Source organism: Rhizobium binae, from assembly GCF_017357225.1.
Lineage (GTDB): Bacteria > Pseudomonadota > Alphaproteobacteria > Rhizobiales > Rhizobiaceae > Rhizobium > Rhizobium binae.
Genome location: NZ_CP071607.1, coordinates 252,579 through 273,798 on the forward strand (window position 1 = coordinate 252,579; position 21,220 = coordinate 273,798).

General features: G+C 62.0%; 23 protein-coding genes. 9 read left to right on the forward strand and 14 right to left on the reverse strand.

The window, feature by feature from the left end:
• Positions 1-61: 61 nt before the first annotated feature.
• Positions 62-1,270 (forward strand): amidohydrolase/deacetylase family metallohydrolase, encoded by a 1,209-nt coding sequence (locus J2J99_RS28065; RefSeq protein ID WP_168300535.1) that lies wholly within the window; start codon positions 62-64, stop codon positions 1,268-1,270.
• A gap of 21 nt (positions 1,271-1,291) precedes the next feature.
• Here the strand turns inward: J2J99_RS28065 and J2J99_RS28070 are convergent, their stop codons facing one another.
• On the reverse strand, positions 1,292-2,131 hold the full coding sequence (locus tag J2J99_RS28070; RefSeq protein WP_168300536.1) for an IclR family transcriptional regulator: 840 nt from the start codon (positions 2,129-2,131) through the stop codon (positions 1,292-1,294).
• Positions 2,132-2,337: 206 nt separating this feature from the next.
• On the opposite strand from J2J99_RS28070, the gene J2J99_RS28075 reads away from it, so the two are divergent.
• Entirely contained in the window at positions 2,338-3,195 is an 858-nt protein-coding gene (locus J2J99_RS28075; protein WP_168300563.1) for an SDR family oxidoreductase, read from the forward strand.
• A 408-nt stretch (positions 3,196-3,603) separates the two neighbouring features.
• On the opposite strand, the gene J2J99_RS28080 is transcribed toward J2J99_RS28075, so the two are convergent.
• Entirely contained in the window at positions 3,604-3,819 is a 216-nt protein-coding gene (locus J2J99_RS28080) for a hypothetical protein (protein WP_168300537.1), read from the reverse strand.
• A 127-nt stretch (positions 3,820-3,946) separates the two neighbouring features.
• Between J2J99_RS28080 and J2J99_RS28085 the strand changes: the two genes are divergently transcribed.
• On the forward strand, positions 3,947-4,567 hold the full coding sequence (locus J2J99_RS28085) for a TetR/AcrR family transcriptional regulator (RefSeq protein WP_168300538.1): 621 nt from the start codon (positions 3,947-3,949) through the stop codon (positions 4,565-4,567).
• A 65-nt stretch (positions 4,568-4,632) separates the two neighbouring features.
• Positions 4,633-4,827, forward strand: a complete 195-nt coding sequence (locus J2J99_RS28090) for a hypothetical protein (protein WP_168300539.1) — start codon at positions 4,633-4,635, stop codon at positions 4,825-4,827.
• Between the two features lie 91 nt (positions 4,828-4,918).
• On the opposite strand, the gene J2J99_RS28095 is transcribed toward J2J99_RS28090, so the two are convergent.
• Positions 4,919-5,356 carry a DUF1810 domain-containing protein gene (locus tag J2J99_RS28095; protein ID WP_168300540.1) on the reverse strand — a complete coding sequence of 146 codons (438 nt, stop codon included), beginning with the start codon at positions 5,354-5,356 and terminating at the stop codon, positions 4,919-4,921.
• A gap of 92 nt (positions 5,357-5,448) precedes the next feature.
• Positions 5,449-5,727: a hypothetical protein gene (locus J2J99_RS28100; RefSeq protein WP_168300564.1), complete on the reverse strand. Its 279-nt coding sequence runs from the start codon at positions 5,725-5,727 to the stop codon at positions 5,449-5,451.
• Between the two features lie 271 nt (positions 5,728-5,998).
• Between J2J99_RS28100 and J2J99_RS28105 the strand changes: the two genes are divergently transcribed.
• Both J2J99_RS28105 and J2J99_RS28110 read left to right on the forward strand, forming a co-directional pair.
• Positions 5,999-7,369: an amidase gene (locus J2J99_RS28105; RefSeq protein ID WP_168300541.1), complete on the forward strand. Its 1,371-nt coding sequence runs from the start codon at positions 5,999-6,001 to the stop codon at positions 7,367-7,369.
• Positions 7,370-7,435: 66 nt separating this feature from the next.
• Positions 7,436-8,296 carry a sugar phosphate isomerase/epimerase family protein gene (locus tag J2J99_RS28110; RefSeq protein WP_168300542.1) on the forward strand — a complete coding sequence of 287 codons (861 nt, stop codon included), beginning with the start codon at positions 7,436-7,438 and terminating at the stop codon, positions 8,294-8,296.
• Between the two features lie 15 nt (positions 8,297-8,311).
• Here J2J99_RS28110 and betC read toward each other — a convergent pair whose 3' ends face one another.
• Positions 8,312-9,826: a choline-sulfatase gene (gene betC, locus J2J99_RS28115; RefSeq protein ID WP_168300543.1), complete on the reverse strand. Its 1,515-nt coding sequence runs from the start codon at positions 9,824-9,826 to the stop codon at positions 8,312-8,314.
• A gap of 96 nt (positions 9,827-9,922) precedes the next feature.
• Here betC and J2J99_RS28120 point away from each other — a divergent pair, with 96 nt between their 5' ends.
• The gene (locus J2J99_RS28120; RefSeq protein WP_168300544.1) at positions 9,923-10,828 is read left to right on the forward strand and encodes a choline sulfate utilization transcriptional regulator; all 906 of its coding nucleotides are present in this window, start codon (positions 9,923-9,925) and stop codon (positions 10,826-10,828) included.
• 126 nt (positions 10,829-10,954) lie between these two features.
• On the opposite strand, the gene J2J99_RS28125 is transcribed toward J2J99_RS28120, so the two are convergent.
• Complete coding sequence (locus tag J2J99_RS28125; RefSeq protein WP_168300545.1) at positions 10,955-11,887, reverse strand: hypothetical protein; 933 nt, start codon at positions 11,885-11,887, stop codon at positions 10,955-10,957.
• A 582-nt stretch (positions 11,888-12,469) separates the two neighbouring features.
• Between J2J99_RS28125 and J2J99_RS28130 the strand changes: the two genes are divergently transcribed.
• Together J2J99_RS28130 and J2J99_RS28135 are read left to right on the forward strand one after the other, a co-directional pair.
• Complete coding sequence (locus J2J99_RS28130) at positions 12,470-12,670, forward strand: hypothetical protein (RefSeq protein ID WP_168300546.1); 201 nt, start codon at positions 12,470-12,472, stop codon at positions 12,668-12,670.
• Positions 12,671-12,732: 62 nt separating this feature from the next.
• The gene (locus J2J99_RS28135) at positions 12,733-13,527 is read left to right on the forward strand and encodes an HpcH/HpaI aldolase family protein (protein WP_168300547.1); all 795 of its coding nucleotides are present in this window, start codon (positions 12,733-12,735) and stop codon (positions 13,525-13,527) included.
• A gap of 6 nt (positions 13,528-13,533) precedes the next feature.
• Here the strand turns inward: J2J99_RS28135 and J2J99_RS28140 are convergent, their stop codons facing one another.
• The 8 genes from J2J99_RS28140 to J2J99_RS28175 form a co-directional block, all read right to left on the reverse strand.
• Positions 13,534-14,211, reverse strand: a complete 678-nt coding sequence (locus J2J99_RS28140) for a spermidine synthase (protein WP_168300548.1) — start codon at positions 14,209-14,211, stop codon at positions 13,534-13,536.
• A gap of 67 nt (positions 14,212-14,278) precedes the next feature.
• Positions 14,279-15,178 carry an ABC transporter ATP-binding protein gene (locus J2J99_RS28145; protein ID WP_168300549.1) on the reverse strand — a complete coding sequence of 300 codons (900 nt, stop codon included), beginning with the start codon at positions 15,176-15,178 and terminating at the stop codon, positions 14,279-14,281.
• A complete protein-coding gene (locus tag J2J99_RS28150; protein WP_168300550.1) occupies positions 15,175-15,978 on the reverse strand; it encodes an ABC transporter ATP-binding protein in 804 nt (267 codons plus the stop codon). The genes J2J99_RS28145 and J2J99_RS28150 overlap by 4 nt, the downstream gene beginning before the upstream one ends.
• Entirely contained in the window at positions 15,975-16,853 is an 879-nt protein-coding gene (locus tag J2J99_RS28155; RefSeq protein ID WP_168300551.1) for an ABC transporter permease, read from the reverse strand. The genes J2J99_RS28150 and J2J99_RS28155 overlap by 4 nt, the downstream gene beginning before the upstream one ends.
• A 1-nt stretch (position 16,854) precedes the next feature.
• The gene (locus tag J2J99_RS28160) at positions 16,855-17,832 is read right to left on the reverse strand and encodes an ABC transporter permease (RefSeq protein ID WP_168300552.1); all 978 of its coding nucleotides are present in this window, start codon (positions 17,830-17,832) and stop codon (positions 16,855-16,857) included.
• Between the two features lie 56 nt (positions 17,833-17,888).
• Positions 17,889-19,535: an ABC transporter substrate-binding protein gene (locus tag J2J99_RS28165; protein ID WP_168300553.1), complete on the reverse strand. Its 1,647-nt coding sequence runs from the start codon at positions 19,533-19,535 to the stop codon at positions 17,889-17,891.
• Positions 19,536-19,579: 44 nt separating this feature from the next.
• A complete protein-coding gene (locus J2J99_RS28170) occupies positions 19,580-20,602 on the reverse strand; it encodes a glycoside hydrolase family 3 protein (RefSeq protein WP_168300554.1) in 1,023 nt (340 codons plus the stop codon).
• Positions 20,603-20,626: 24 nt separating this feature from the next.
• Positions 20,627-21,106, reverse strand: a complete 480-nt coding sequence (locus J2J99_RS28175) for a GNAT family N-acetyltransferase (RefSeq protein ID WP_168300555.1) — start codon at positions 21,104-21,106, stop codon at positions 20,627-20,629.
• Between the last annotated feature and the right edge of the window lie 114 nt (positions 21,107-21,220).

A 21,220-nucleotide genomic window follows, 5' to 3' on the forward strand; every position in this document is an offset into this window, starting at 1 on the left:
CCCCCATTGCCTCTCAGCGTACCTGCAGACAGGTTTCGAGACCTCGAAAGGAAAGCATACCATGTCCGGCGACCAGGCGAAGAAGCCGCTTCTCCTTACCAATGTCAAACCGGTGGCTTTCGGGGCCGGCGCAGGCGAAGGGGTGATCGACATTCTCGTCGATGCCGAAGGCAGAATCACCGAGATCGGCCCGTCGCTCGCGGTCTCTCAAGATGTCACGCGCATCGACGGCAAGGGTGCCTTCGTCTCGCCCGGCTGGATCGACCTGCATGTGCATATCTGGCATGGCGGCACCGACATTTCGATCCGCCCCTCCGAATGCGGTCTCGAGCGCGGGGTGACGACGCTTGTCGATGCCGGGTCTGCCGGCGAGGCGAATTTCCACGGTTTCCGCGAATACATCATCGAGCCCTCGCGCGAGCGCATCAAGGCCTTCCTGAATCTTGGCTCGATCGGTCTCGTCGCCTGCAACCGTGTCGCCGAACTGAGGGATATCAGAGATATCGACCTTGACCGCATCCTCGAAGTCTATGCCGAAAACAGCGAGCACATCGTCGGCATCAAGGTGCGCGCCAGCCACGTCATTACCGGCTCCTGGGGAGTCACGCCCGTCAAGCTCGGCAAGAAGATCGCCAAGATCCTCAAGGTGCCGATGATGGTCCATGTCGGCGAGCCGCCGGCGCTCTACGACGAAGTGCTCGAAATCCTCGGCCCCGGCGACGTCGTCACCCACTGCTTCAACGGCAAGGCCGGTTCGAGCATCATGGAGGACGAGGATCTTTTCAATCTCGCCGAACGCTGCGCTTCGGAGGGCATCCGCCTCGACATCGGCCATGGCGGTGCCTCCTTCTCCTTCAAGGTCGCCGAAGCGGCGATCGCCCGCGGTCTGCTGCCCTTCTCGATCTCGACCGACCTGCACGGCCATTCGATGAATTTCCCGGTCTGGGATCTGGCGACGACGATGTCGAAGCTGCTCAGCGTCGGCATGCCCTTCGACAAGGTGGTCGAGGCCGTCACCCATGCCCCGGCATCCGTCATCAAGCTGTCGATGGAGAACCGGCTTTCGGTCGGCGCGCAGGCGGAGTTCACCATCTTCGACCTGGTCGATTCCGACCTCGAAGCGACGGATTCCAACGGCGAAGTCTCGGTCTTGAACAAGATGTTCGAGCCGCGCTATGCGGTGATGGGCGCCGACGCCGTTACCGCCAGTCGCTATCTGCCGCGAGCGCGCAAGCTCGTGCGGCATAGCCATGGCTATTCGTACCGGTAGGATCTGCCGACGCAGGCATGATTAGCGGTTGCGCCAGCCCATCAGCTTTTCGATCCGCTCCGCCGAATTGCGGACATGCGCAGTATAGTGGTTCTCGTCGGAGAAGGCTTTCTGCTCCGGCAGCACGATGGAAATCGTGGCGACGCAGTGGCCGTCGCGGTCGCAGATCGGTGAGGCGATGCAGGCAACTGCATAATCCGATTCCCCTGCCTGGATCGACAGGCGCGCCTCAAAGGCCTTGGCGGCGGCTTCCGATAGCGTGCTTGGATCGATCTCGGCGCGGCCGGTTGGCGACGAGCGGGCGCAACGCTTGAACAGCTCGATGCGCTCCTCTTCGGGCAGATGGCCGACGAGCAGGCGGCCCGACGCCGTCCAGTTCAGCGGCACCCTGGTGCCGACGCGCGACGCCACCTGGAAGTGGCTCGGGCCATCGGCCATGGCGAGCACCAGCATATAATCGCCGTCGCGGCCGCAGACCTGCACGGTCTCGCCGGCCTGGCGGCAGAGATCGTGCATCTCGTGGGTGGCGATGCTCATGAAATCCAGCGACCGGGCATAGGCGAGGCCGTAGTGATAAAGCCGGGCGCCGAGCCAGATCGAGCCGTCCGCCTGGCGCGTCAGCATGTTCTTCTCGACCAGATCGTCGACGATGACGTAGACGGTCGAAAGCGGCGCCTTCACTGCCTTGGCGATGGCATAGACGCCGGCAGGCGATCCCGTCTCATAGAGATGATCGATCACCTGAAGCGCCCGGTCGATGCCGCTGACGCGCGCGCGGCGCGCGCCCTTGCCGGCGGCTTCGTCGGCATGGCCCTCCTCTTCGGAGTAAACTGCGGGTGATGTCTTTCCGTCCAATTCCATGCACCTCATTAACACTGCGATCATGTTACATTACTATGGCATAGCGGTCGCTGTGGCAAATCGCAACATTTTGTAGGTTGATCATGTCGGCGGGTGCGACGGCTGCCTTCACCTCAGCGCGGTCGGGCCGCTCAGGAAAACCTCCATCGCAAAATTTGGAACAACAAGCCGCAGCCTGAGTTTGACCCTGAATTCAGGAGGACATGATGACGAATTATCCGACACCGCCTTTCCCGTCCCAGAAACAGCCGATGCCGGGATTTACCGCGCGGATGGATCCTGTTCCCGATCATGGTGAGGAAAGCTATCGAGGCTCCGACAGGTTGAAAGGCAAGCGGGCGATCATCACGGGCGGCGATAGCGGCATTGGCCGGGCGGTGGCGATCGCCTATGCCAGGGAAGGCGCCGATATTGTCATTTCCTATCTCGACGAGCATGAGGATGCCGCCGAGACGAAGCGGCTTGTCGAGCAGGCCGGCCGCAAGGCCGTTCTTGTCAGCGGCGATATCCAGGATCCGGCTCTCTGCCGGCAGATCGTCGAGACGGCGGTCAAGGAACTCGGCGGTATCGATATTCTCGTCAACAATGCCGCACATCAGGCAAGCTTCAAGAGCATCGACGAGATCAGCGATGAGGAGTGGGAACTGACCTTCAAGGTCAATATCCATGCGATGTTCTACCTGACCAAGGCGGCCGTCCCGCATATGAAGCCCGGCAGCGCCATCATCAATACGGCCTCGATCAATTCAGACAGTCCGAATCCGACATTGCTCGCCTATGCGACGACCAAGGGTGCGATCCAGAATTTCACCGCCGGCCTCGCCCAGCTTCTGGCCGAGAAAGGCATTCGCGCCAACGCCGTGGCACCGGGTCCGATCTGGACGCCGCTCATCCCTTCGACGCTGCCCGAGGACAGCGTCAGCAATTTCGGCAAGCAGGTGCCGATGAAACGGCCGGGCCAGCCGGCCGAGCTGGCAACAGCCTACGTGATGCTGGCCGATCCTTTGTCGAGCTATGTCTCCGGCACGACAATCGCGGTCACCGGCGGCAAGCCGATCCTTTGATGCAGGTCGCTTGGAATTGGCGGTTCCGGGTCAAAGACATGCGTGGAATCAAGGAACAGAAGAGTGTCGATCAAGTTTCATGCGACGCGCTTCAGTGCAGCCTGCCGTAGCCACCGCCGGTCGGCGTCGTGACGATCACGGCGTCGCCGGCTGCGAGCATTAATCTTGATAGACGGCATTGCCGAAAGTCAGGCCGACAAGGGCTTGGCAACCTGCCTGAAATATCGGACGGTGCGCGAAGCCCTGCTGGTGTATTCGCTCAGGGAGCTCGGGCTCGATCCGGCAGCGACGTCGGCCGTGGCGGCGACGCTCCGGCCACTACGATCACGCAGCAAGGGCCGCCGCCTCTTTATGACGGCAGCCCTTGTTGGGGGCAGGGAGAGATCCCCCGGTATTCAGATGGTCGCTTCAGCCGAAGCAGGGAATCGCCGGCAGGTTGGCACGGCTGGCGAGTGCTCCGATCATTTTGCCGACCGGCGTCGGGCGCGGCTCGCGTTTGCCGGCAGCCGACTCCAGGAGTTGCTTGAAATCTTCAAGCTTCACGCCGTCGGCGCGCAATACCATGGCGATCAGGGGGTCGCGAAGGGCTTCGGATATCGTCAGGTCGTCTCTGGTCTTACTCATGGCTTGTCCTCCTTTCGTGGGCGGTCGCCCGTGTTCCACTTGCGCCGCCAAGCCCTCGGCATTGACTTTGGCGGTCTGTGGTGTTACCGGTAAGTAACAATGCATTTGTTACCGATCGGTCACATCGATGTCAAGGACTTCGTCCGCAAAAAAATCAGAAACTTCCAATGAAATCTCCGCAGCCCCAGAAGATCGCATCCCTCCGCGGGAGCGTATCGTCTCGACCGCCTCGGAGCTTTTCCGCGAGCACGGCATTCGCGGCATCGGCGTCGATGCCATCGCCGATGCCGCGTCGACCAACAAGATGACGCTTTACCGGCATTTCGGATCGAAGGACGAGCTCGTCTGCGAGACGCTGCGCCGCGCCTCCGAAAAGGCGGATGCCATCTGGCGGGATCTGGAGGCGGCCCATCCCGGCGATCCGAGCGCCCAGTTGGACGCCTGGGTCGAGATGCGGGCGCAGTGTCTGAACGGCGAGCCCGCCGGCTGCGATCTCGCCAATGCCGCCATCGAACTCAAGGGCGAGGGCCATCCCGCCCACGAGATGATCGAGCGGCACAAGGCCGAACAGCGCGATCGTCTGGCGGCGCTCTGTTCGGCAGCCGGTGCGCGCGAACCTCAACTTCTTGCCGATACGCTGACGCTGTTGCTCGAGGGCGCGCGCGTCAGCCGCCAGGCGATGGGTGCCGCCAGCTGTTGCGGGCATTTCGCCAAGGCCTGCAGGGCGGCGATCGCCTCTTTCACCTGAGCTCGGGGGAACCTTACCGCCTCCATGCCGTTGTTCAATCACCGGAAGGCGATGTGGAGGCAGAGATGAACCACGTCTATCTCAAGCGTCTGTATGCGAAACGCGCCGAGCTGGAAGCCAAGCTGGAGCTTCACGATGCGCGCTATTGTTTCGGCGAGGAAGAGGTCGATGACGGCACCGACAGCGATCTCCGTCAGCGATTGAGAGAGGTCTCCGACGAGATCGCCGCGTTGGAAGCAGGCCGGCTTATAACAGGATGATTTTAGACCCTGTCGGCCAATCTGAATCCTGTTCTAAACTAGAGAGTTAGAGCCTGATCTGAAAACCGCTCACACTCCTCGCCATCATGCGCTAGTCGCGAGCGCTGAGGATTTTCATCGTCCGTTCGTCGAATTTTCCGTCATAGAAACGCTCGATCGCCCGGTGGAAAGGCGAGCCGTGATTGCTGATCGCGGCAAACAAGGTCATCGATGAGCGCAGTTTGAGATCGTCCGGCGAGCCGAGGATCTCATGCGCCGATCGACGGTCGACCGATAAGATCGCCTCGACGCAGCGCAGCAGCCGGCTCGAAAGAATGGGGTGGGCGAGATAGGCGGCGGCTTCCTCGGCCGAACGGATCGCATATTTTTCCGCCATCGCCGACGTGCCGAGACCCGATATCTGCGGGAAGATGAACCACATCCAGTGAGACGTCTTGCGCCCGGCCTGCAGTTCGGAGAGCGCCTGTTGATAGACGCCGTTCTGGGCTTCGACAAAGCGGTCGAGGTTAAAGTCGATATCACCGGCCATGGTTCGGTTCCCTTCTCCTGCTGTCTTTGCAGCCTGGGCCAAGGGGCTCCATGCCCGGCGAAACCTTTCTGCCTGGCGAAGTGGCCGGGCTGTCAGCAGACCCTTTCAGCGTAGGGGCTGCTGTCGCGGCAATGGCCGTAGGCCGGATGAAGCGGCGCATTGTCGCCAGCGGAAGCGGCAATAGCCGATGTCGTCATCGGATCGGTATTGCCGGAAGAATATGCGGCAAAACCCGTAAAGCTCAAGACAAGCAATGCGCCGACAACGACAATGCGCTCAAAGCCCGACAGCTTCTGGGCGCTGACATGTTCCGCATAATCGCGCTCGCCGGCACCGGCGATTTCGTCCTCTTTCACGTGGACGTTCACCATATCCTGGCGACGGCTCAAAGTTTCACAATCTGTCATCTTAATTACTCCTGCAACACATCAGGAGCCGCGTCCCGAGAGCAAACCCTCACCCTCGCGCCGAAGCCTGCCCCAAATGCGAGCATCATGTGTGTCTTCAATCGCGGGAATTGAAGGGGCGATGCGCAAACGCAGTGTTCAAGAAATCGATCTAATGAACGCAAAATATCGTGAAGCTCTGGCTCATCGAAACGATACGCGCTAATCCGGAGGGAAAGTTCGTCTGGATGGTCCCATGAGCATATCCTTCGGCGCCATGTCGGTCGCCCAGCTTTCCGTCCTCATTCAGAGCGGCGCAGCCGATCCGGTCGATGTGGCCGAGGCCGTCTTTGACGCCATCGCGAATAACGCCGACAAGGCCGTTTTCACCACACTGCTTGAAGAACGGGCGATAGAGGAAGCGCGCGCGTCTTCCGAACGGCTGCGGCAGGGGCGCTCGCTCGGACTGCTGGACGGTATTCCGATCGCCTGGAAAGATCTTTTCGACATCGAAGGTGTGACGACGACGGCGGGTTCGCGCATCCTGGCAGGGGATGCGCCGGCCAAGCGGGATGCGGCCGTCGTCGCTTTGCTGAGGAATGCCGGCATGGTCGCCATCGGCCGCACCAATATGAGCGAGTTCGCCTTCTCCGGCCTCGGTATCAATCCTCATTACGGCACGCCGGTCAATCCGCGAAGCTCCGACCGTCCGCGCATCCCCGGCGGCTCCTCCTCGGGCGCCGGCGTCGCCGTCGCCGCTGGACTGGTTCCGGTCGCGATGGGCACGGATACCGGTGGGTCGGTGCGCATTCCCGCCGCCTTCAACGGCATCGTCGGCTACAAGGCGACGCGGGGCCGCTATGCGATGGACGGTGTCTATCCGCTGGCGAAAAGCCTGGATTCGTTGGGGCCGCTCTGCCGCACCGTCAAGGATGCGGTCTGGATCGATGCGGCGATGCGCGGCCTGACGGCGCCCGAGGTCGCGGAGCCCTCGTTGCAGGGGCTGGAATTGCTGGTGCCTGAAAACATCGTCTTCGATGGGGCCGAACCGGGTGTTGTCGCGGCGTTCGAAGCGGCCCTGGAGCGCCTTCAAAAGGTCGGTATGCGGATTTCACGCATCACCATCCCGGCTTTCGACCGGATAATCGATCTGCTGACGAAATACGGCCCCCTGGTGACGGCGCAAGCCTATGCTCTTCATCAGGAGAGGCTGTCGGGGCCGGAAGCGGACCGCATGGATCATCGTGTCGTCATGCGCACCCGCTTGGGAGCGAGGACGACTGCGCCGCATTACATGGCCCTCCTCGAAGCGCGCAGCCGGATGATCGTCGATGTCGACCGCTTCGTCGGCGACCGCCTGATCGCCTTTCCGACGGTCGCCCACGTGGCTCCGCTGATCGCGCCGCTGGAACAGGATGACGAGCTCTTCTTCGCCACGAACAACAAGACGCTGCGCAACACCATGTTCGGCAACTTCCTCGACTGGTGCGGTGTCTCCGTGCCCTGCGGCACCGGCGAGGCCGGCATGCCGATCGGCCTGCTGTTGTCGGCAACGGCGCGCCGCGACGAGACGCTGCTTGGGGCAGCTCTTGCCGCCGAACCGATCATCCGCGGCGATTTCGCCTGATCGACAATTGAACCGATGGGCGTTTATTGCCATTGATGGCATCAGGAGATCCTGGGAGGACGGCAGATGCAGCTTTTGCAAAGCGGACGTTTCGCAGTTTCGACATGGTCGCTGCATCGTTTGCTCGGCGCGGTCCATGCCTATAGCCCCGACCCCGACAAAAGCGCGGCGCCGAAGGAGCCCTACGGCCCCGGCAGCGCGGCGCTGATCGACGTGCCGGCGATGCTGGCGGCGCGCGGCATCAACCGGCTGGAGATCTGTTCTTTCCACCTGCCGAGCCTCGATGCCGGCTATCTCAGCGAACTTCGTGACGCGATGACGGCGTCGAACGTGCTGTTCCAGACCCTGCTCGTCGAGGACGGCGATCCCAGTCATGCCGGGACGGCCGAGCGCGACGTTGGTTGGATGGCGGAGTGGATCGGCATTGCCGCCGCCCTCGGAGCGCAGAGAATGCGCATCATCGCCGGCAAGCAGCAGCCGACTGAGGAGAATCTTGGCCGAGCCGCCCGCCACCTGACCTGGCTGGCCGACAAAGCGGAGGGCAGCGGCGTGCGTGTCGTCGTCGAGAACTGGTTCGACCTCTTACCGTCCCCGGTCGAAATGAACTGGCTGCTCGATCGGCTGGATGGCAAGGTCGGGCTCAATGGCGACCTCGGCAACTGGTCGGCACCCGAGAAATATGCGGGCCTGGCCGATATCATGCGGCGGGCGGAAATCTGCCACGCCAAGGCCGATTACAATGCCGGCGGCCTCGATGCAGACGATTACCGCCAGTGCCTGGAGATGTGCGAAAGGGCCGGTTACACCGGTCCCTTCACGCTGATCTATGATTCGCCTTTCTTCGCCGACGAATGGGATGGCATCCTGCTGCAAAAGACCTTCATCGAGGATTTTCTCAGCGGGGCGCCGGCGCGCCGGACGGTTTGAACCAAAGCGTTCCCGTTAATCGTGTCGCGGGAACCGCTGGCTTTCCTCCAGCACGTTCAGATCCATGTGGTTGCGCATATAGCGCTCCGATGCTTTCTGCAGCGGCTGATAATCCCATGGATAATAGGCGCCGTTGCGCAGCGCCGCGTAGACCACCCAGCGGCGGGCCTGGCTTTCGCGCACGGCCGCGTCGAAATCGGCAAGGTTCCAGCGCCGGCCGGCTTGCTCGACAAGCCATGCCAGAATGTCGGCATGCGCCGGGTCGGCTGCCAGATTTTCGCGCTCTTGCGGATCGGCCTCGAGATCGAACAGCATCGGCGGGTCCTTCTCGCAAAGCGAGAGCTTGTAGCGCCCGTCCCTCAAGCAGACGAGCGGCGCCTCGGAGCCTTCCGCGGCATATTCCATCGGTACCGGGCCGCGGCTGCCGGTGCCCTTCGCAAGGGCCGCGAGATCTTGGCCTTCGGTCCAAGGCTTCAACGACGCGATATCGATGCCGGCGAGACCGGCAAGCGTCGGCGTCACATCAAGGGTCGAGACGGGCTGCTCGATGCGCTTCGGCGTCCAGCCGGGGGCTGCGATCATCAGCGGCACGCGGGACGATCCTTCGAAGAAGTTCATCTTGAACCAGAGGCCGCGATCGCCCAGCATGTCGCCATGGTCGGACACGAAGAGGACGATGGTGTTCTCGGCCATGCGGCTGCGTTCCAGGACGTCGAGAAGCTCGCCGATCTTTTCGTCGATATAGGAGATATTGGCGAAATAGCCGCGTCTTGCCCGCCTGATCTGCTCGTTGCTGATGTCGAACGCATCGTGCTCGCAAGCTTTCATCAGACGCTGAGAATGAGGATCCTGCTGCTCGAAAGGGATCGGCGCTATGGCCGGGTCGAGGGCTACACAGTCCTCATAGAGATCCCAGAATTTGCGGCGCGCGACATAGGGATCGTGCGGATGGGTGAAGCTGACGGTCAGGCACCAGGGCCGCTCATCATGACCGCGCGACAGATCGAAGAGCTTGCGGGTGGCGTGGTAGGCGACCTCGTCGTCATATTCCATCTGGTTGGTGATCTCGGCAACGCCGGCGCCGGTGACCGAGCCGAGATTGTGATACCACCAGTCGATGCGCTCGCCGGGCTTGGTATAATCGGGCGTCCAGCCGAAATCGGCGGGGTAAATATCCGTCGTCAGGCGCTCCTCGAAGCCGTGAAGCTGGTCAGGACCGACGAAATGCATCTTGCCTGACAGCGCCGTCTGATATCCGGCTGCGCGCAGGTGATGCGCATAGGTCGGGATATCGGAGGCAAATTCTGCCGCATTGTCATAGACGCGCGTCCGGCTCGGCAATTGTCCGGACATGAAAGAGGCTCGCGCCGGCGCGCAGAGCGGGCTTGCCGTATAGGTATTGGCGAAACGCACGGAGCGGCGGGCCAATGATTTCAGGTGCGGCGCGTGAAGAAAATCGGCGGGCCCATCGGGAAAGAAGGTTCCGTTCAACTGGTCCACCATCAGAATGAGGATGTTTGGGCGCGCCATGTCGATTCCCCTATTGCTATTTGAAGATTTTATTGAAACGCCTATCATGAGAGCTGTAAAGACAGCTTCTTTCGATGGCTGCTCAAAGGAATTTTTATGTCAGATCGCCCTCCTGAGCTCGGATGGATGCGCCTGTTCGTCGAGGTTGCGCGGCTCGGGAGCTTTTCGGCGTCGGCAACGCTTCTCGGGCTGACCCAACCGGCCGTCAGCTACCAGATCCGCCGGCTGGAACAGCAGTTCGGCGTCGGCCTGCTGCGCCGCCAGCATCGTGGCGTCGAATTGACGGCAGAAGGCGAGCGGCTTCTGGAGGTTGCGGCAAGGGCGGTCGGCGACATCGATGCGCTCGCCCGCAGTTTCCGCGCCGAAGCCCAGAGACCGGTCGTCAGGCTCAGAACCGACTATGCTTTCTCGGCGCTTTGGCTGATCCCCCGCATGGATGGCTTTCGACGTCTGCATCCGGAAACGGACATACAGATCGTCGCGACGCAGAGGCTTGCGGCCGGATTTCGCGACGAAGCCGATGTTGCGGTGGTTTTCGGTACGCGCGCCGAGTTCGACGCGGTCGGCACCCTTCTGTTGCCGGAGAGGGTCGTGCCCGTCTGCACGCGGGGATTCCTCGATCGCAACGGACCCTTCGACGATCCAAGGCAATTGGCTGGCTCAAGGCTGATCCATCTCGACGCGCCGTTGCCATCGCCCTGGTTCGACTGGCGCACTTATTTTGCCGAATTCTCCATCCTGCGCGACGCCCCTGCCGGCCGCGGTGATATCAGCTTCAACACCTATTCATTGGTCGTTCAGTCGGCGTTGAGCGAGCAGGGCGTGGCGCTCGGCTGGAAGGGGCTCGTCGACACACTCCTTTCGGCAGGCATGTTGCTGGAAGCCGGGCCGTCACTGGATGCAGCCGACCGCGGTTACTGGCTGGTACCGCCGCGATCGGCAAGCGCCCAAAGCGAGAAGCTCAGCACGTGGCTGATGAACGAGGCGGGGAAGGTCGGCTAGCTCGACCGCGCCGCATGGTGGAAAGGCTCTGACGGCGGTTATCCCAGATAACCACCGCCACATCCGAATGCTCACCAGACGCCTCGCAAGGTATGGATATAGTTGAAGCCTTTTCGAATCCGAGTCTTAGCCGATTTTTCTCGTCACAAAGAAACTCATCGCAACTTTTTCGTCACCATTTGGCATTGACGTGAACGGTGCTCGAAATTCCTTGCGTCCTAGTCCGTCCGTACGGATGTACTGGAGTTCCGCAAGGATTTCGAAGCCGCTCTCCTGCATCAGACTGATGTGATGGCTGCGCCACTTCCGATTTATCAGGTAGGGTCGTCGTCCACGCATCATCGTCCACGTGGGCGCGCTCAGAACCCAGTGCCCATTCCAGTCGCTTGACAGACCGTGAGATTGGAAGTCGATCAGGTGCGTCGCAAACCCTCCTGGCTTCAGCCACCGGGCAATAGCGACATAGGTATCAACGAGGTTGTCCACGTGCTCCATGACTGAATGCGTCATCAGCCAGTCAGCCACGCCCGCCTGCAGTACGTTGAAATCGGTCCATGGCGCGACGAACTTTAATCGTTCGCTGCCATTCACGAGGTCCGCCTTCAGTGCGTCGATTGCCTCCGCACTGAGCCGCTGTTGCACGATCCCATCTATCCGATCCCAGGCGAAGTTTGTCGGTGACGGCGGAAAAAAGATGTCACCCGATACGGTGTTATCCCAAAATGCGGCCCGCTCGCCGAAGAGTTCAATCAAACCGTCCAGGACTTCAAGATCGTGCTCGATGCTCCGGTGCTCTTGCAAATCGAGCCCGATGTACGTGTCGACGCCCGCAAGCAGTGCGGCAAGCCCAACACCAAGCGAACTTCCGGGGCCGACCTCGACCAATACTTCAGGTCTTTTGCCGTTCAGCCAGGGCGCTAGGTGACCGTAGTGGCGAAAGAAAAGGTCATAACAGTGGCGCGCAGAAGCAGTGCCCCCTTCTACGTGCGTATTTCGCAGTTGCGGAAGGACAAAGGAACCCAGTCCCTTGGCTAGGGAGCGAAGTGCAACATGGGTCATGGCGCCACCTTTTTCATCGAAACTCCAGCACGGCAATGTCCGGCGTGCTCTACCCAACAGAATTCGCGTGCAACATCATCAGAGACCAAAGAAAAGCCAAGCAATATGGTTCGGCCTTGGACTCGTTGGTTGCCATTGTACGCGGCTCATAGTGATTGATATTTTCATGAAGCTAAAGTCATTCATTGGGTGTACGGCAATAATCACTATGACCATGGCTGGATTGCTGCAGCGCATGAGGGGCTGCCTCAAAAAGAATCGAGTGATGTCAGAGAGTTGTGGTTACTTCGGATTTGCAAGGTTCGATGAAGTTCTTCCTCCCGTACTGGATCGTGGCTTGCGAGCGATCTATGCAACATGAGTAACGGAGAGGGCATTCGATAAGGGAGCGGGTGTATTTCGTTCTCCTGGTCTATACGGGGATTTCAAAAGCGCCACATGGATGCCCGCGGATCTGGGTGGCCAGCAGCAGCCTTGCGGCTCACCACGCCTCAACGACGACGTTTGTGCCCAGGAGAAGCCTTGTCATCGGCGATGACGATCGACATTGTGGGATCGAATCCATCGCGAAGGGGCTGAAGCGTGCGAACCATCGGATATGTCATCGGACTGCTCATGGTCGTGTTCGGCCTGATCTGGATCGGGCAGGGAAGCGGCTATTTTCCTTATCCGGCATCGAGTTTCATGATTGCCCAAAAGATCTGGATGTTCTGGGGCGCCGTTCTGGCGGCGGCGGGCATCGTCGTGACGATCATCATCTCGCGGCTTCGCCGGAGAGGATGAATTGCTGCCGCCGTTTGGCGGCAATCCGGCCGCTGGCGGCCTATCGAAATGAGGAGAATGGCATGAGCGCAGCTGAAATCGACGGTTTTGCCGACCGTATCAGGAAGCACCAGGGCGGTATGATCTCGGCCTGGGTCGGCATCCCCGACGCTATGCTCGTCAACCATCTGGCGCAGGAAGCTTTCGATGCCGTCGTGCTGGATATGCAGCATGGTATGTGGGACATGCAGTCGGCGGCTAATGCCGTTGCCCAGGCGCGTCTTGCCGGTAAGCCGGCCATCGCGCGCATTCCGGTCGGCGATTTCGCCTCCGCTTCGCGGCTGCTCGATGCCGGGGCCTCCGGCATCATTGCGCCGATGATCAATTCGGCCGAGGATGCGCGAGCCCTCGTCCGGACGACGAAATATCCGCCGCTCGGCGAGCGCAGCTGGGGACCGTCCCTGGCGCTGAACCATAGCGGCCTGTCGGCCGATGCCTATCTGAAGACTGCCAACGACCTCACAGTCGCCATCGCCATGGTCGAGACCCGCGCGGCGCTCGATGCGATTGACGGCATTCTTGGCGTCACCGGCATCGATGGCATTTTCGTCGGCCCCGCCGACCTTTCGATTGCGCTGTCGAACGGCGACCAGGTGGCGCCGAATGCGGCCGAGATCGACAGCGCCATGCAGCACGCGGTTGCGCGTTGCCGCGCTCACGGCAAATTCGCCTGCGCCTATGCCGGCGATGGCGAGCGGGCCGGCGAACTGCTGAAGTTCGGCTTTGATCTGGTCATCGCCGGCGCCGAGACCCTACAGCTACGCGCCGGCGCCCGCCGCGCCATCAATGCCGCCCGCAGGATCGCTTCGGGCAGCTGAACTTCGTCAGCGAGTCGATTTAACCCCCAGCCAGATGACGTGGCGGGCGCCGCGTTTGCGGCCGGCGCGGCTATTGACGACATCGACGGCAAAGCCGCTGTCCTTGAGGCGGCGTGTAAAATCGGGATCGGGCCCGGACGACCAGACGGCGAGCACGCCGCCGGGGCGAAGCGCGTCGCGGGCGGCGCGCAGGCCGGCGAAATCATAGAGCCGGTCGTTGGATTTGCGGGTCAGCCCATCCGGTCCATTGTCGACATCGAGCAGGATCGCATCATAGGCGCTCTTGCCGGCGCGGATCTCCTCGCCGACATCGCCCTGATGGATGCCGACGCGGGGATCGTCGAGGCAGCCCTTGAACACCTCGGCCATCGGCCCGCGCGCCCAGGCGACGACGGCCGGCACCAGTTCCGCGACGGTGACGTCGGCATCATCGGGAAGGACGGCGAGAGCGGCGCGCAGGGTAAAACCCATGCCGAGCCCACCGATCAGCATCCTAGGCTTCGGATGCGTCTTGATCCGCTCCCAGGAAAGCGTGGCGAGAGCTTCTTCCGAGCCGCTGAGGCGGCTGTTCATCAGTTCGTTGGCGCCGAGCATGATCGAGAACTCGCTGCCGCGCTGCTTGAGGCGCAACTCGCCGCCTTCGCCGGGAATGGTCGCGGAATCGAGCTGAATCCAGGGCAGCATGATGATCGCCTCACATGAAAGAGCCGTCCCCTAACACAGGCAGAGGAGCGAAACCAGCAAACCGGCGTCAGACCATCCGCATGAAGTGCTCCGGCTCCGCTTCGACGACATCGTCCCGCGGCGCGGCCGAACGGCGGCGGATATCGTCGACCTCGTCGGGCCTCAGCCGCGCCTTCGGATCCTCGAAACGGACGTCGGGGTCCGGCACGGCCGAGAGCAGCAACCTGGTATAGGGATGCAGCGGATTGTCGATCACCCGGGCGGTGCTGCCCCATTCGACGATCTGGCCCGCATACATCACAGCGATGTCTTCGGCGACATACCGGGCGGTGGCGATATCATGGGTGATGTAGAGCAGGCCGAGATTCATCTCCTGCTTCATCTCGTTCAACAGGTTGAGCACGCCGAGGCGCACCGAAACGTCGAGCATCGAGGTCGGCTCGTCGGCGACGATCACCTCCGGTTTGACGGCAAGGGCGCGGGCGATGTTGACGCGCTGGCGCTGGCCGCCGGAGAGCTCATGCGGATATTTCGGCGCGACGAGATCGGGATCGAGCCTGACGCGCTGCATCAGTTCGCGGATGGTGACGTCGATCTCCGCCCCCTTGATGTCCGGGCGATGCAGTTTCAGCGGCCGCCGGAGGTGGTGCGCGATGGTATGGGCGGGGTTCAGCGAGGCGAAGGGATCCTGGAAGATCATCTGCACCGAGCGGCGGTAGCGGGCGATTTCAGCGGAATTCGCCGTCTCGACCGGCCGGCCCTTGTAGAGGATGCGGCCCGATGTCGGCCGATATTCGCGCATCGCCATGCGGGCGCAGGTGGTCTTGCCGCTGCCGGATTCGCCGACCAGCGCCAGCGCCCGGCCTGCGCGCAGCGAAAAGGAGATCGAGCGGGCAGCATGAACCGCAGAGGCGCCGTGGCCGAACGTCTTCGTCACTGCGTCGAGCGCAAGGATAGTATCTGTCACAGCAGCACGCCTCCATGCAGCGAGGGGAAGGAGCCCCAGAGCTTCTTCGTGTAGTCGTGCTCAGGCGTCCTGTAGATCGCCTCGGCGGTGTTCTGCTCCACCAGCCTGCCGGCCAGCATGATGCCGATGCGGTCGCAGAATTGCACCATCAGCCCCAGATCATGGGTGATGAAGAGGACGGAGAAGCCGAAGCGGCGGCGCAGTTCATTGATGCGCTGCAGGATCTCGCGCTGAACGACGACGTCGAGTGCCGTCGTCGGTTCGTCCATGATGACGAGCTTCGGGTCGAGCGCCATGCAGATGGCGATGACGATGCGCTGGCGCATGCCGCCGGAAAACTGATGCGGATAGTCGCGCATGCGATCCGGCGCGATGTCGACCAGCGTCAGCATCTCGGCGGTGCGCTCGCGGGCTTGCGCGCGGCTCATGTTCTTGTGGGTACGTAATACATCGTAGAACTGCGCCTCGATGCGCAGTACCGGGTTCAGCGAATTCATGGCACTCTGGAAGACCATGGCGACCTCGCGCCAGCGGAAGGCGGCGAGCGCTTGCCGGTCGAGGCCAAGCACGTCGCGGCCGTCGAGCAGGATGCGGCTCTCCTTGCGGATCAGCGCCGGCGGTCTGTGCAGACGGCTGACGGCGAAGGCGATGGTGCTCTTGCCGCAGCCGGATTCGCCGGCAAGGCCGAAGACCTCGCCGGGCGCGACATCGAAGCTGACATCGTCGACGGCGCGGAAATCCTTCTCCTCGCCGATATAGTCGATCGAAAGGTTTCTCACCGAAAGCAGCGGCTGCGTCACAGGCGGCCCTCCCCGGAACGGACGAGCAGGGACCAGCGCTTCAGATGATTGCCGGTGCGCAACCGCGGATTGGCGATCTCATCGACGGCGAAATTCAGGAGCGACATGCCGATGCCGAGGAAAGCGAGCGCAAAGCAGGGGGTGAGAATATCCCACCAGGCGCCGACCGAAAGCGCCGAGGCCTTCTGCGCATTGTAGAGCATGGTGCCCCAGGAGATCGCGCGGGGATCCCCGAGGCCGAGGAATTCCAGCGTTGCCTCGGTAATGATCGCGAAGATGACGCTACCGATGAAATTGATGCCGACGATGGATATCACGTTGGGGAAGATCTCGAATGTCATGATCCGCCATTGCGGCTCGCCCATCATCTCGGCCGATTTGACGAAGTCCTTGTGCTTGACCGAGAGCGTCTCGGCGCGGGTGACGCGGGCGCCCCAGGCCCAGGAGGTGGCGCCGAGGATCAGCGCGATGACCAGCGGGCTCGCCTGGCCGATGAAGGCGGCGAGCACCAGCAGCAGCGGCAGGTTGGGAACGACGAGCACCATGTTGGTGAAGAAGCTGATGACCTCGTCGGTCTTGCCGCCGCGATAGCCGGCGATGATGCCGAGCGCCGTGCCGGCGAGCGTGATCAGCAGGCCGGCGCCGAAGCCGACGGCGAGCGAGGTGCGGGCGCCATAGATCAGCCGGGCGAAGACGTCCTGGCCGATGCGGGTGGTGCCGAGAATATGGTCGAAGGAGGGCGGCTGATGCGGCCGGCCGGTGCGGGCGGCGGGGTCGTATAGCGTCAACAGCGGTGCTGCGACCGCGACGATGACGATGAAGGCGATGATGACCAGGCCGGCGAGCGCCTTGCGATTCCGAAGCAGGCTCTTCATTTCACGCTCCCTTCAGCCGCGGGTCAAGCAGGACATAGCTGACATCCACGATGAAATTGGCGACCAGCATGGTCGCGGTCATGATGAGCAACTGGCCTTGGATGACGGGATAATCGCGGGCGAGGATCGCCTGATAGAGGATGTTGCCGAGGCCGGGATAATTATAGACGACCTCGGTCACCAGCGAGCCGCCGAGGATGGTGCCGATGGCGATGGCAAGGCTGGAGACGGTCGGCAGCAGGGCGTTGCGCGCCGCATACCAGAGCATCACATGCCTGTCGGACAGGCCCTTGGCGCGGGCCATGACGATATAGTCCTCGCCGAGCAGGTTGATCATGTTGTTGCGCATGGTGACGGTAAAGCCGCCGATCAGCACGGTGCAGAGCGTGACCATCGGCAGGATACCGTGATAGGCGACGCTGCCGAGATATTGCAGGCTGAAGGCCGGATCGAGCGATGGATCGGCGGCATAGCCGTTCGGGAACCAGCCGAGCGTGAAGCCGAAGATGAAGAGCACGATCAGCGAGGTGACGACGGCGGGCACCGAGGTGGCGAAGATCGCGCCGACGGAAACGACGACATCGAACCTGCTGCCGCGGCGCCAGGCCGCAAGGATGCCGAGGAAGGTGCCGAGCGCGAAGCTGACGATCGTCGCCGTTCCCATCAGGGCGACGGTCCAGACGAGGGCATGGCCGAGCACCGAGGTGACCGGCAGCGGGAAATATTTGATCGAGCGGCCGAGATCGCCGGTGAAGATGCTGCCCAGATAGGTGAGATATTGCTGCCAGAGCGGCCCGTCGACGAAACCGAAGGTCAGCTTCAGCGCCTGCAGGCTTTCCGGCGGCAATTCGGTGCCGGCGCTCGAAAACATGATCTGCACGGGATCGCCCGGCATCAGACGCGGCAGGAAGAAATTGATCGTCGCTGCTGCGATGAAGGCTGCCATGTAGAAGACGAGGCGGCGAAACAGGAAAGCCATGTGGACTCCGTCGTGACGGGAGCGGCGCTGAAGGCGCCGCTCCCGAGATCAATGCCTCACTTGACTGGCTCTAGGGCGAGCAGGTTCAAGAGGCGTGCCGGATTGGTGCGCGAGATCGACGGATTGACGAAGGGATTTTCCTTGGTCGACCAGCCGGTGAAGCGCTTGGTGTTGTACTGATACCAGTTCGGATTGTTGAACACCGGAATGACGGGCATGTTTTCGGCGACGATACGTTGCGCCTTGTTCATCGCGTCCTTCTGTTTGGCGAGGTCGGCGGTCTGGGTGAACGCGGTGACGAGCTTTTCGACCTCAGGATTGAACCAGCGTTGCGCGGTGAAGCGGGTCTTGCCCTTGTCCGAGGCGCTGAAGGCGCGCTTGTAGGGATAGTAGGGCGAGGCCGATGCCGGCAGGCTGTTGATCGCCGCATCGAAGGTGCCGTTGATGAGGTTGCCGGTCCAGACGGCTTCCTCTGGCGTTTCGATCTTGGCGTCGATGCCGACCGCCTGCATGCCTTCGACGGCGATGTTGACGGTGTCGATCCAGTCCGTCCAGGCGCTCGGGACGATGATCGAGAAGGCGATCTTGCTGCCGTCGGGATTGTCGCGGAAGCCGTCGCCGTCCTTGTCCTTATAGCCGGCCTCGTCGAGTAGCGCCTTGGCGGCATCGGCGTCGTAGGTGGCGAATTTGCCGAAGTCGGCCTTGACCGACGGGTCCGCCCAGCTCTTGTAAAGCTCGCCCATCAGGCCGGGGTCTTCGTTCAGCGTCGGATAGCCGTAGCCGGCGACGTCGATCATTGTCTTGCGGTCGAGCGCCATCGAGACGGCGCGGCGGAATTTGAGGTCGTTGAAAGCCTTCCTGTTGTTCTCGTTTGCCGTTTCCAGGTTGAACAGGAAGGCGACCATGCTGCTCGGCGAATACCAATAGTGGAAATGCGCCGGGTCCTTGGAGACATAGACATTGTCGATATCGGGAATGAAGGAGACGCCCCAGTCGAGCGTGCCGTCGGCCGTTGCCGTCAGCATCTGATTGTTGTCGGCAAGCTGCGGGAAGCGAATGCAATCGACCTTCAGATGCGCATTGTCCCAATAGTTCGGGTTGCGGCACTGGTCGTAGGTCTGGCCGGTGAAACGCGGGACCTCGGTCAGCGGTCCGCTGCCGACCGGGTTTTCGTTGGCGAAGGTGACGGGATCGGCGACATCCTTCCAGACATGTTCGGGAACGATCGGCAGCTGGGAGATCTGCTCGGCGGCGAGCGAGCTCGGATTGGCGAGCGTGAAGCGCACCGTCTGGGCATCGACGGCTTTGACATCGGTGACGAAGCTCCAGATGCTGACGAAATCGAGCGCCGGGAATTTCTTCAGGTAGGCATAGGTAAAGGTGACGTCGGCTGAGGTCAGCGGCTTGCCATCCGACCATTTCAGGTCGGGGCGCAGCTTGAAATCGATGCTCTTCAGGTCGTCGGAAAGCTTGAAGCTTTCGGCCAGGCGATAGACCGGCTTGTTGCTGTCGAAACGATTGAAGATGACCAGCGGCTCATAGATGAAATCGAGCGTCGACTGGCGCGCCGAGGTCTGGTTGAACGGATTGAAGTTGCGCACCCAGGTCGTCGCCGGTTCGATATTGGCCGTCAGGATCGTCTGCGCCATGGCAGAACCGGAAAGCAGTGTCAGGGCAGCGGCTGCTAGAAGATATTTTTTCATGTTTTATTCCCCTTTTTCTTATGCGGTGAGAGATGGCGCGCCGGTCAGGAGACCGAGGCGTTGGCAAACATGTCTTCGACTTGGCGGTGGGCGGCGCGGAAGTTGACCTTGAGATTGCCGAGGCGGGCCTGGCCGGCGGCGATGCGCTTGAGCGCGGCGTCCGTCAGTGGCCGGGCGGCTTTGGCGGCGGCTTCGCTTTCCCTGAGATCGCCATGGCTGTGGAGCGCGATGTCGAAGCCGGCATCGAGCACCTGTTCGACTCGCTCCGGCAGGGTGCCGGAAAGCGATTCCATGAAGATGCAGTCGGAGATCAGCACGCCGTCATAGCCGAGATCGTTGCGGATGAGGTCGTGCATGACAGGCGAGACGGAGGCCGGTAGCTCCGCGTCGAAGGCCGGGTAGACGACGTGGGCGACCATGGCCCAGGGCGTATCCTTCAGCGCGACGAAGGGTTTGAAATCGGTGGCGGTGAGCGTTTCGCGACTGGCGTCGACGACCGGCCGCTCCTTGTGGGAATCGAGCGCCGCCCGGCCATGCCCGGGAATATGCTTCATCACGGGCATGTTGCCGGTCTCCAGCAGGCCGTCGACCACCTCGCGGCCGAGGGCAGCGATGACATCGGGATCGGGGCCGAAGGAGCGGGCGCCGATGACCGCGCTCGTCGTCTCGAAGACGAGGTCGAGAACGGGCGAGCAGCCGCTCGAAAGGCCGAGTTCCGTCATCATCGCGCCCATGGCCTGGGAGGAAAGGCGCAATGCTTTTTTGCCGAGCTCGAAATCACGGCGCGCCAGTTCGGCAAACTGGCCGAAGCTGCGGAAGAGCGGCCAGGGGCCGGCATCGAGGTGCTGGACGCGGCCGCCCTCCTGATCGGTGAAGACGGGGGCGTCGTCGCGGCCGACGGCTTGCCGGAAGCGTTCGATCAGCCGCTTCGTCTGCTCCGGCTCGCGCTGATTGCGCCTGCCGACGAAGAGGCCGAGCGGGTTCGTCTCGCGAAACAGCGCGAATTCGTCGTCCGACAGAACCGGATTGGGAAGGCCGACAAAAAGGGCGAGGGGGGTCGAGGACAATTCTATAACTCCGGTATCAGATGGTCATTTCGGCATGCTTCTCAGCATGCGTTCGTAAATGCCCTTGTCGGGGGCCGGGATGATGATGGCGCCTGCGGTCCTGGCGTAAAATTCGACCGGGCCGGCATCGCCGATAAAGGCATAGGCATGGCCGAGCGTCTTCATCGTCTGAAGGCAGGCGGAAAACAGCGCGAGCCCGATCCCCTTGCCGCGCGCTTGCGGATCAACGCCGGTCGGGCCGAAGAAGCCGCGCGCCGTCGTGTCATAGCAGGCAAAGCCTTTGAGCATTCCGCCAGCGACGGCGACCAGGCAGGCGACGGGCTGGCGGGAGAAGGCGACCGAGACCTCGCTTGCCCAGTTCTCGCTGAAGTGTTCGCGAACCCAGTTGACGACGAGATGCAGTTCCGGGGGGAGGGCCGGGCGGATGGAGGCGCCGACGTGATCGGCTCGGTGTTTCAGCTCGGCGAGCTGCGTGGAGTAAAGGCTCACAACCAGGTCCGGCACCCGACACTCCTCCGATTATTCCGGTTTTGTGGAATATATACCCCTCGTATGTCATAGACTTGCCATCTCGTCGGGCTTTGTCAACAGGGTTTTTCAATCAGCACCAGTGATTCA

What these genes read in the sequence shown, in the direction of transcription:
- J2J99_RS28065 (WP_168300535.1), top strand. Translation starts at nt 62, where the DNA reads ATGTCCGGCGACCAGGCGAAGAAGCCGCTTCTCCTTACCAATGTCAAA.
- J2J99_RS28070 (WP_168300536.1), bottom strand. Translation starts at nt 2,131, where the DNA reads ATGGAATTGGACGGAAAGACATCACCCGCAGTTTACTCCGAAGAGGAG.
- J2J99_RS28075 (WP_168300563.1), top strand. Translation starts at nt 2,338, where the DNA reads ATGACGAATTATCCGACACCGCCTTTCCCGTCCCAGAAACAGCCGATG.
- J2J99_RS28080 (WP_168300537.1), bottom strand. Translation starts at nt 3,819, where the DNA reads ATGAGTAAGACCAGAGACGACCTGACGATATCCGAAGCCCTTCGCGAC.
- J2J99_RS28085 (WP_168300538.1), top strand. Translation starts at nt 3,947, where the DNA reads ATGTCAAGGACTTCGTCCGCAAAAAAATCAGAAACTTCCAATGAAATC.
- J2J99_RS28090 (WP_168300539.1), top strand. Translation starts at nt 4,633, where the DNA reads ATGAACCACGTCTATCTCAAGCGTCTGTATGCGAAACGCGCCGAGCTG.
- J2J99_RS28095 (WP_168300540.1), bottom strand. Translation starts at nt 5,356, where the DNA reads ATGGCCGGTGATATCGACTTTAACCTCGACCGCTTTGTCGAAGCCCAG.
- J2J99_RS28100 (WP_168300564.1), bottom strand. Translation starts at nt 5,727, where the DNA reads ATGGTGAACGTCCACGTGAAAGAGGACGAAATCGCCGGTGCCGGCGAG.
- J2J99_RS28105 (WP_168300541.1), top strand. Translation starts at nt 5,999, where the DNA reads ATGAGCATATCCTTCGGCGCCATGTCGGTCGCCCAGCTTTCCGTCCTC.
- J2J99_RS28110 (WP_168300542.1), top strand. Translation starts at nt 7,436, where the DNA reads ATGCAGCTTTTGCAAAGCGGACGTTTCGCAGTTTCGACATGGTCGCTG.
- betC (WP_168300543.1), bottom strand. Translation starts at nt 9,826, where the DNA reads ATGGCGCGCCCAAACATCCTCATTCTGATGGTGGACCAGTTGAACGGA.
- J2J99_RS28120 (WP_168300544.1), top strand. Translation starts at nt 9,923, where the DNA reads ATGTCAGATCGCCCTCCTGAGCTCGGATGGATGCGCCTGTTCGTCGAG.
- J2J99_RS28125 (WP_168300545.1), bottom strand. Translation starts at nt 11,887, where the DNA reads ATGACCCATGTTGCACTTCGCTCCCTAGCCAAGGGACTGGGTTCCTTT.
- J2J99_RS28135 (WP_168300547.1), top strand. Translation starts at nt 12,733, where the DNA reads ATGAGCGCAGCTGAAATCGACGGTTTTGCCGACCGTATCAGGAAGCAC.
- J2J99_RS28140 (WP_168300548.1), bottom strand. Translation starts at nt 14,211, where the DNA reads ATGCTGCCCTGGATTCAGCTCGATTCCGCGACCATTCCCGGCGAAGGC.
- J2J99_RS28155 (WP_168300551.1), bottom strand. Translation starts at nt 16,853, where the DNA reads ATGAAGAGCCTGCTTCGGAATCGCAAGGCGCTCGCCGGCCTGGTCATC.
- J2J99_RS28160 (WP_168300552.1), bottom strand. Translation starts at nt 17,832, where the DNA reads ATGGCTTTCCTGTTTCGCCGCCTCGTCTTCTACATGGCAGCCTTCATC.
- J2J99_RS28165 (WP_168300553.1), bottom strand. Translation starts at nt 19,535, where the DNA reads ATGAAAAAATATCTTCTAGCAGCCGCTGCCCTGACACTGCTTTCCGGT.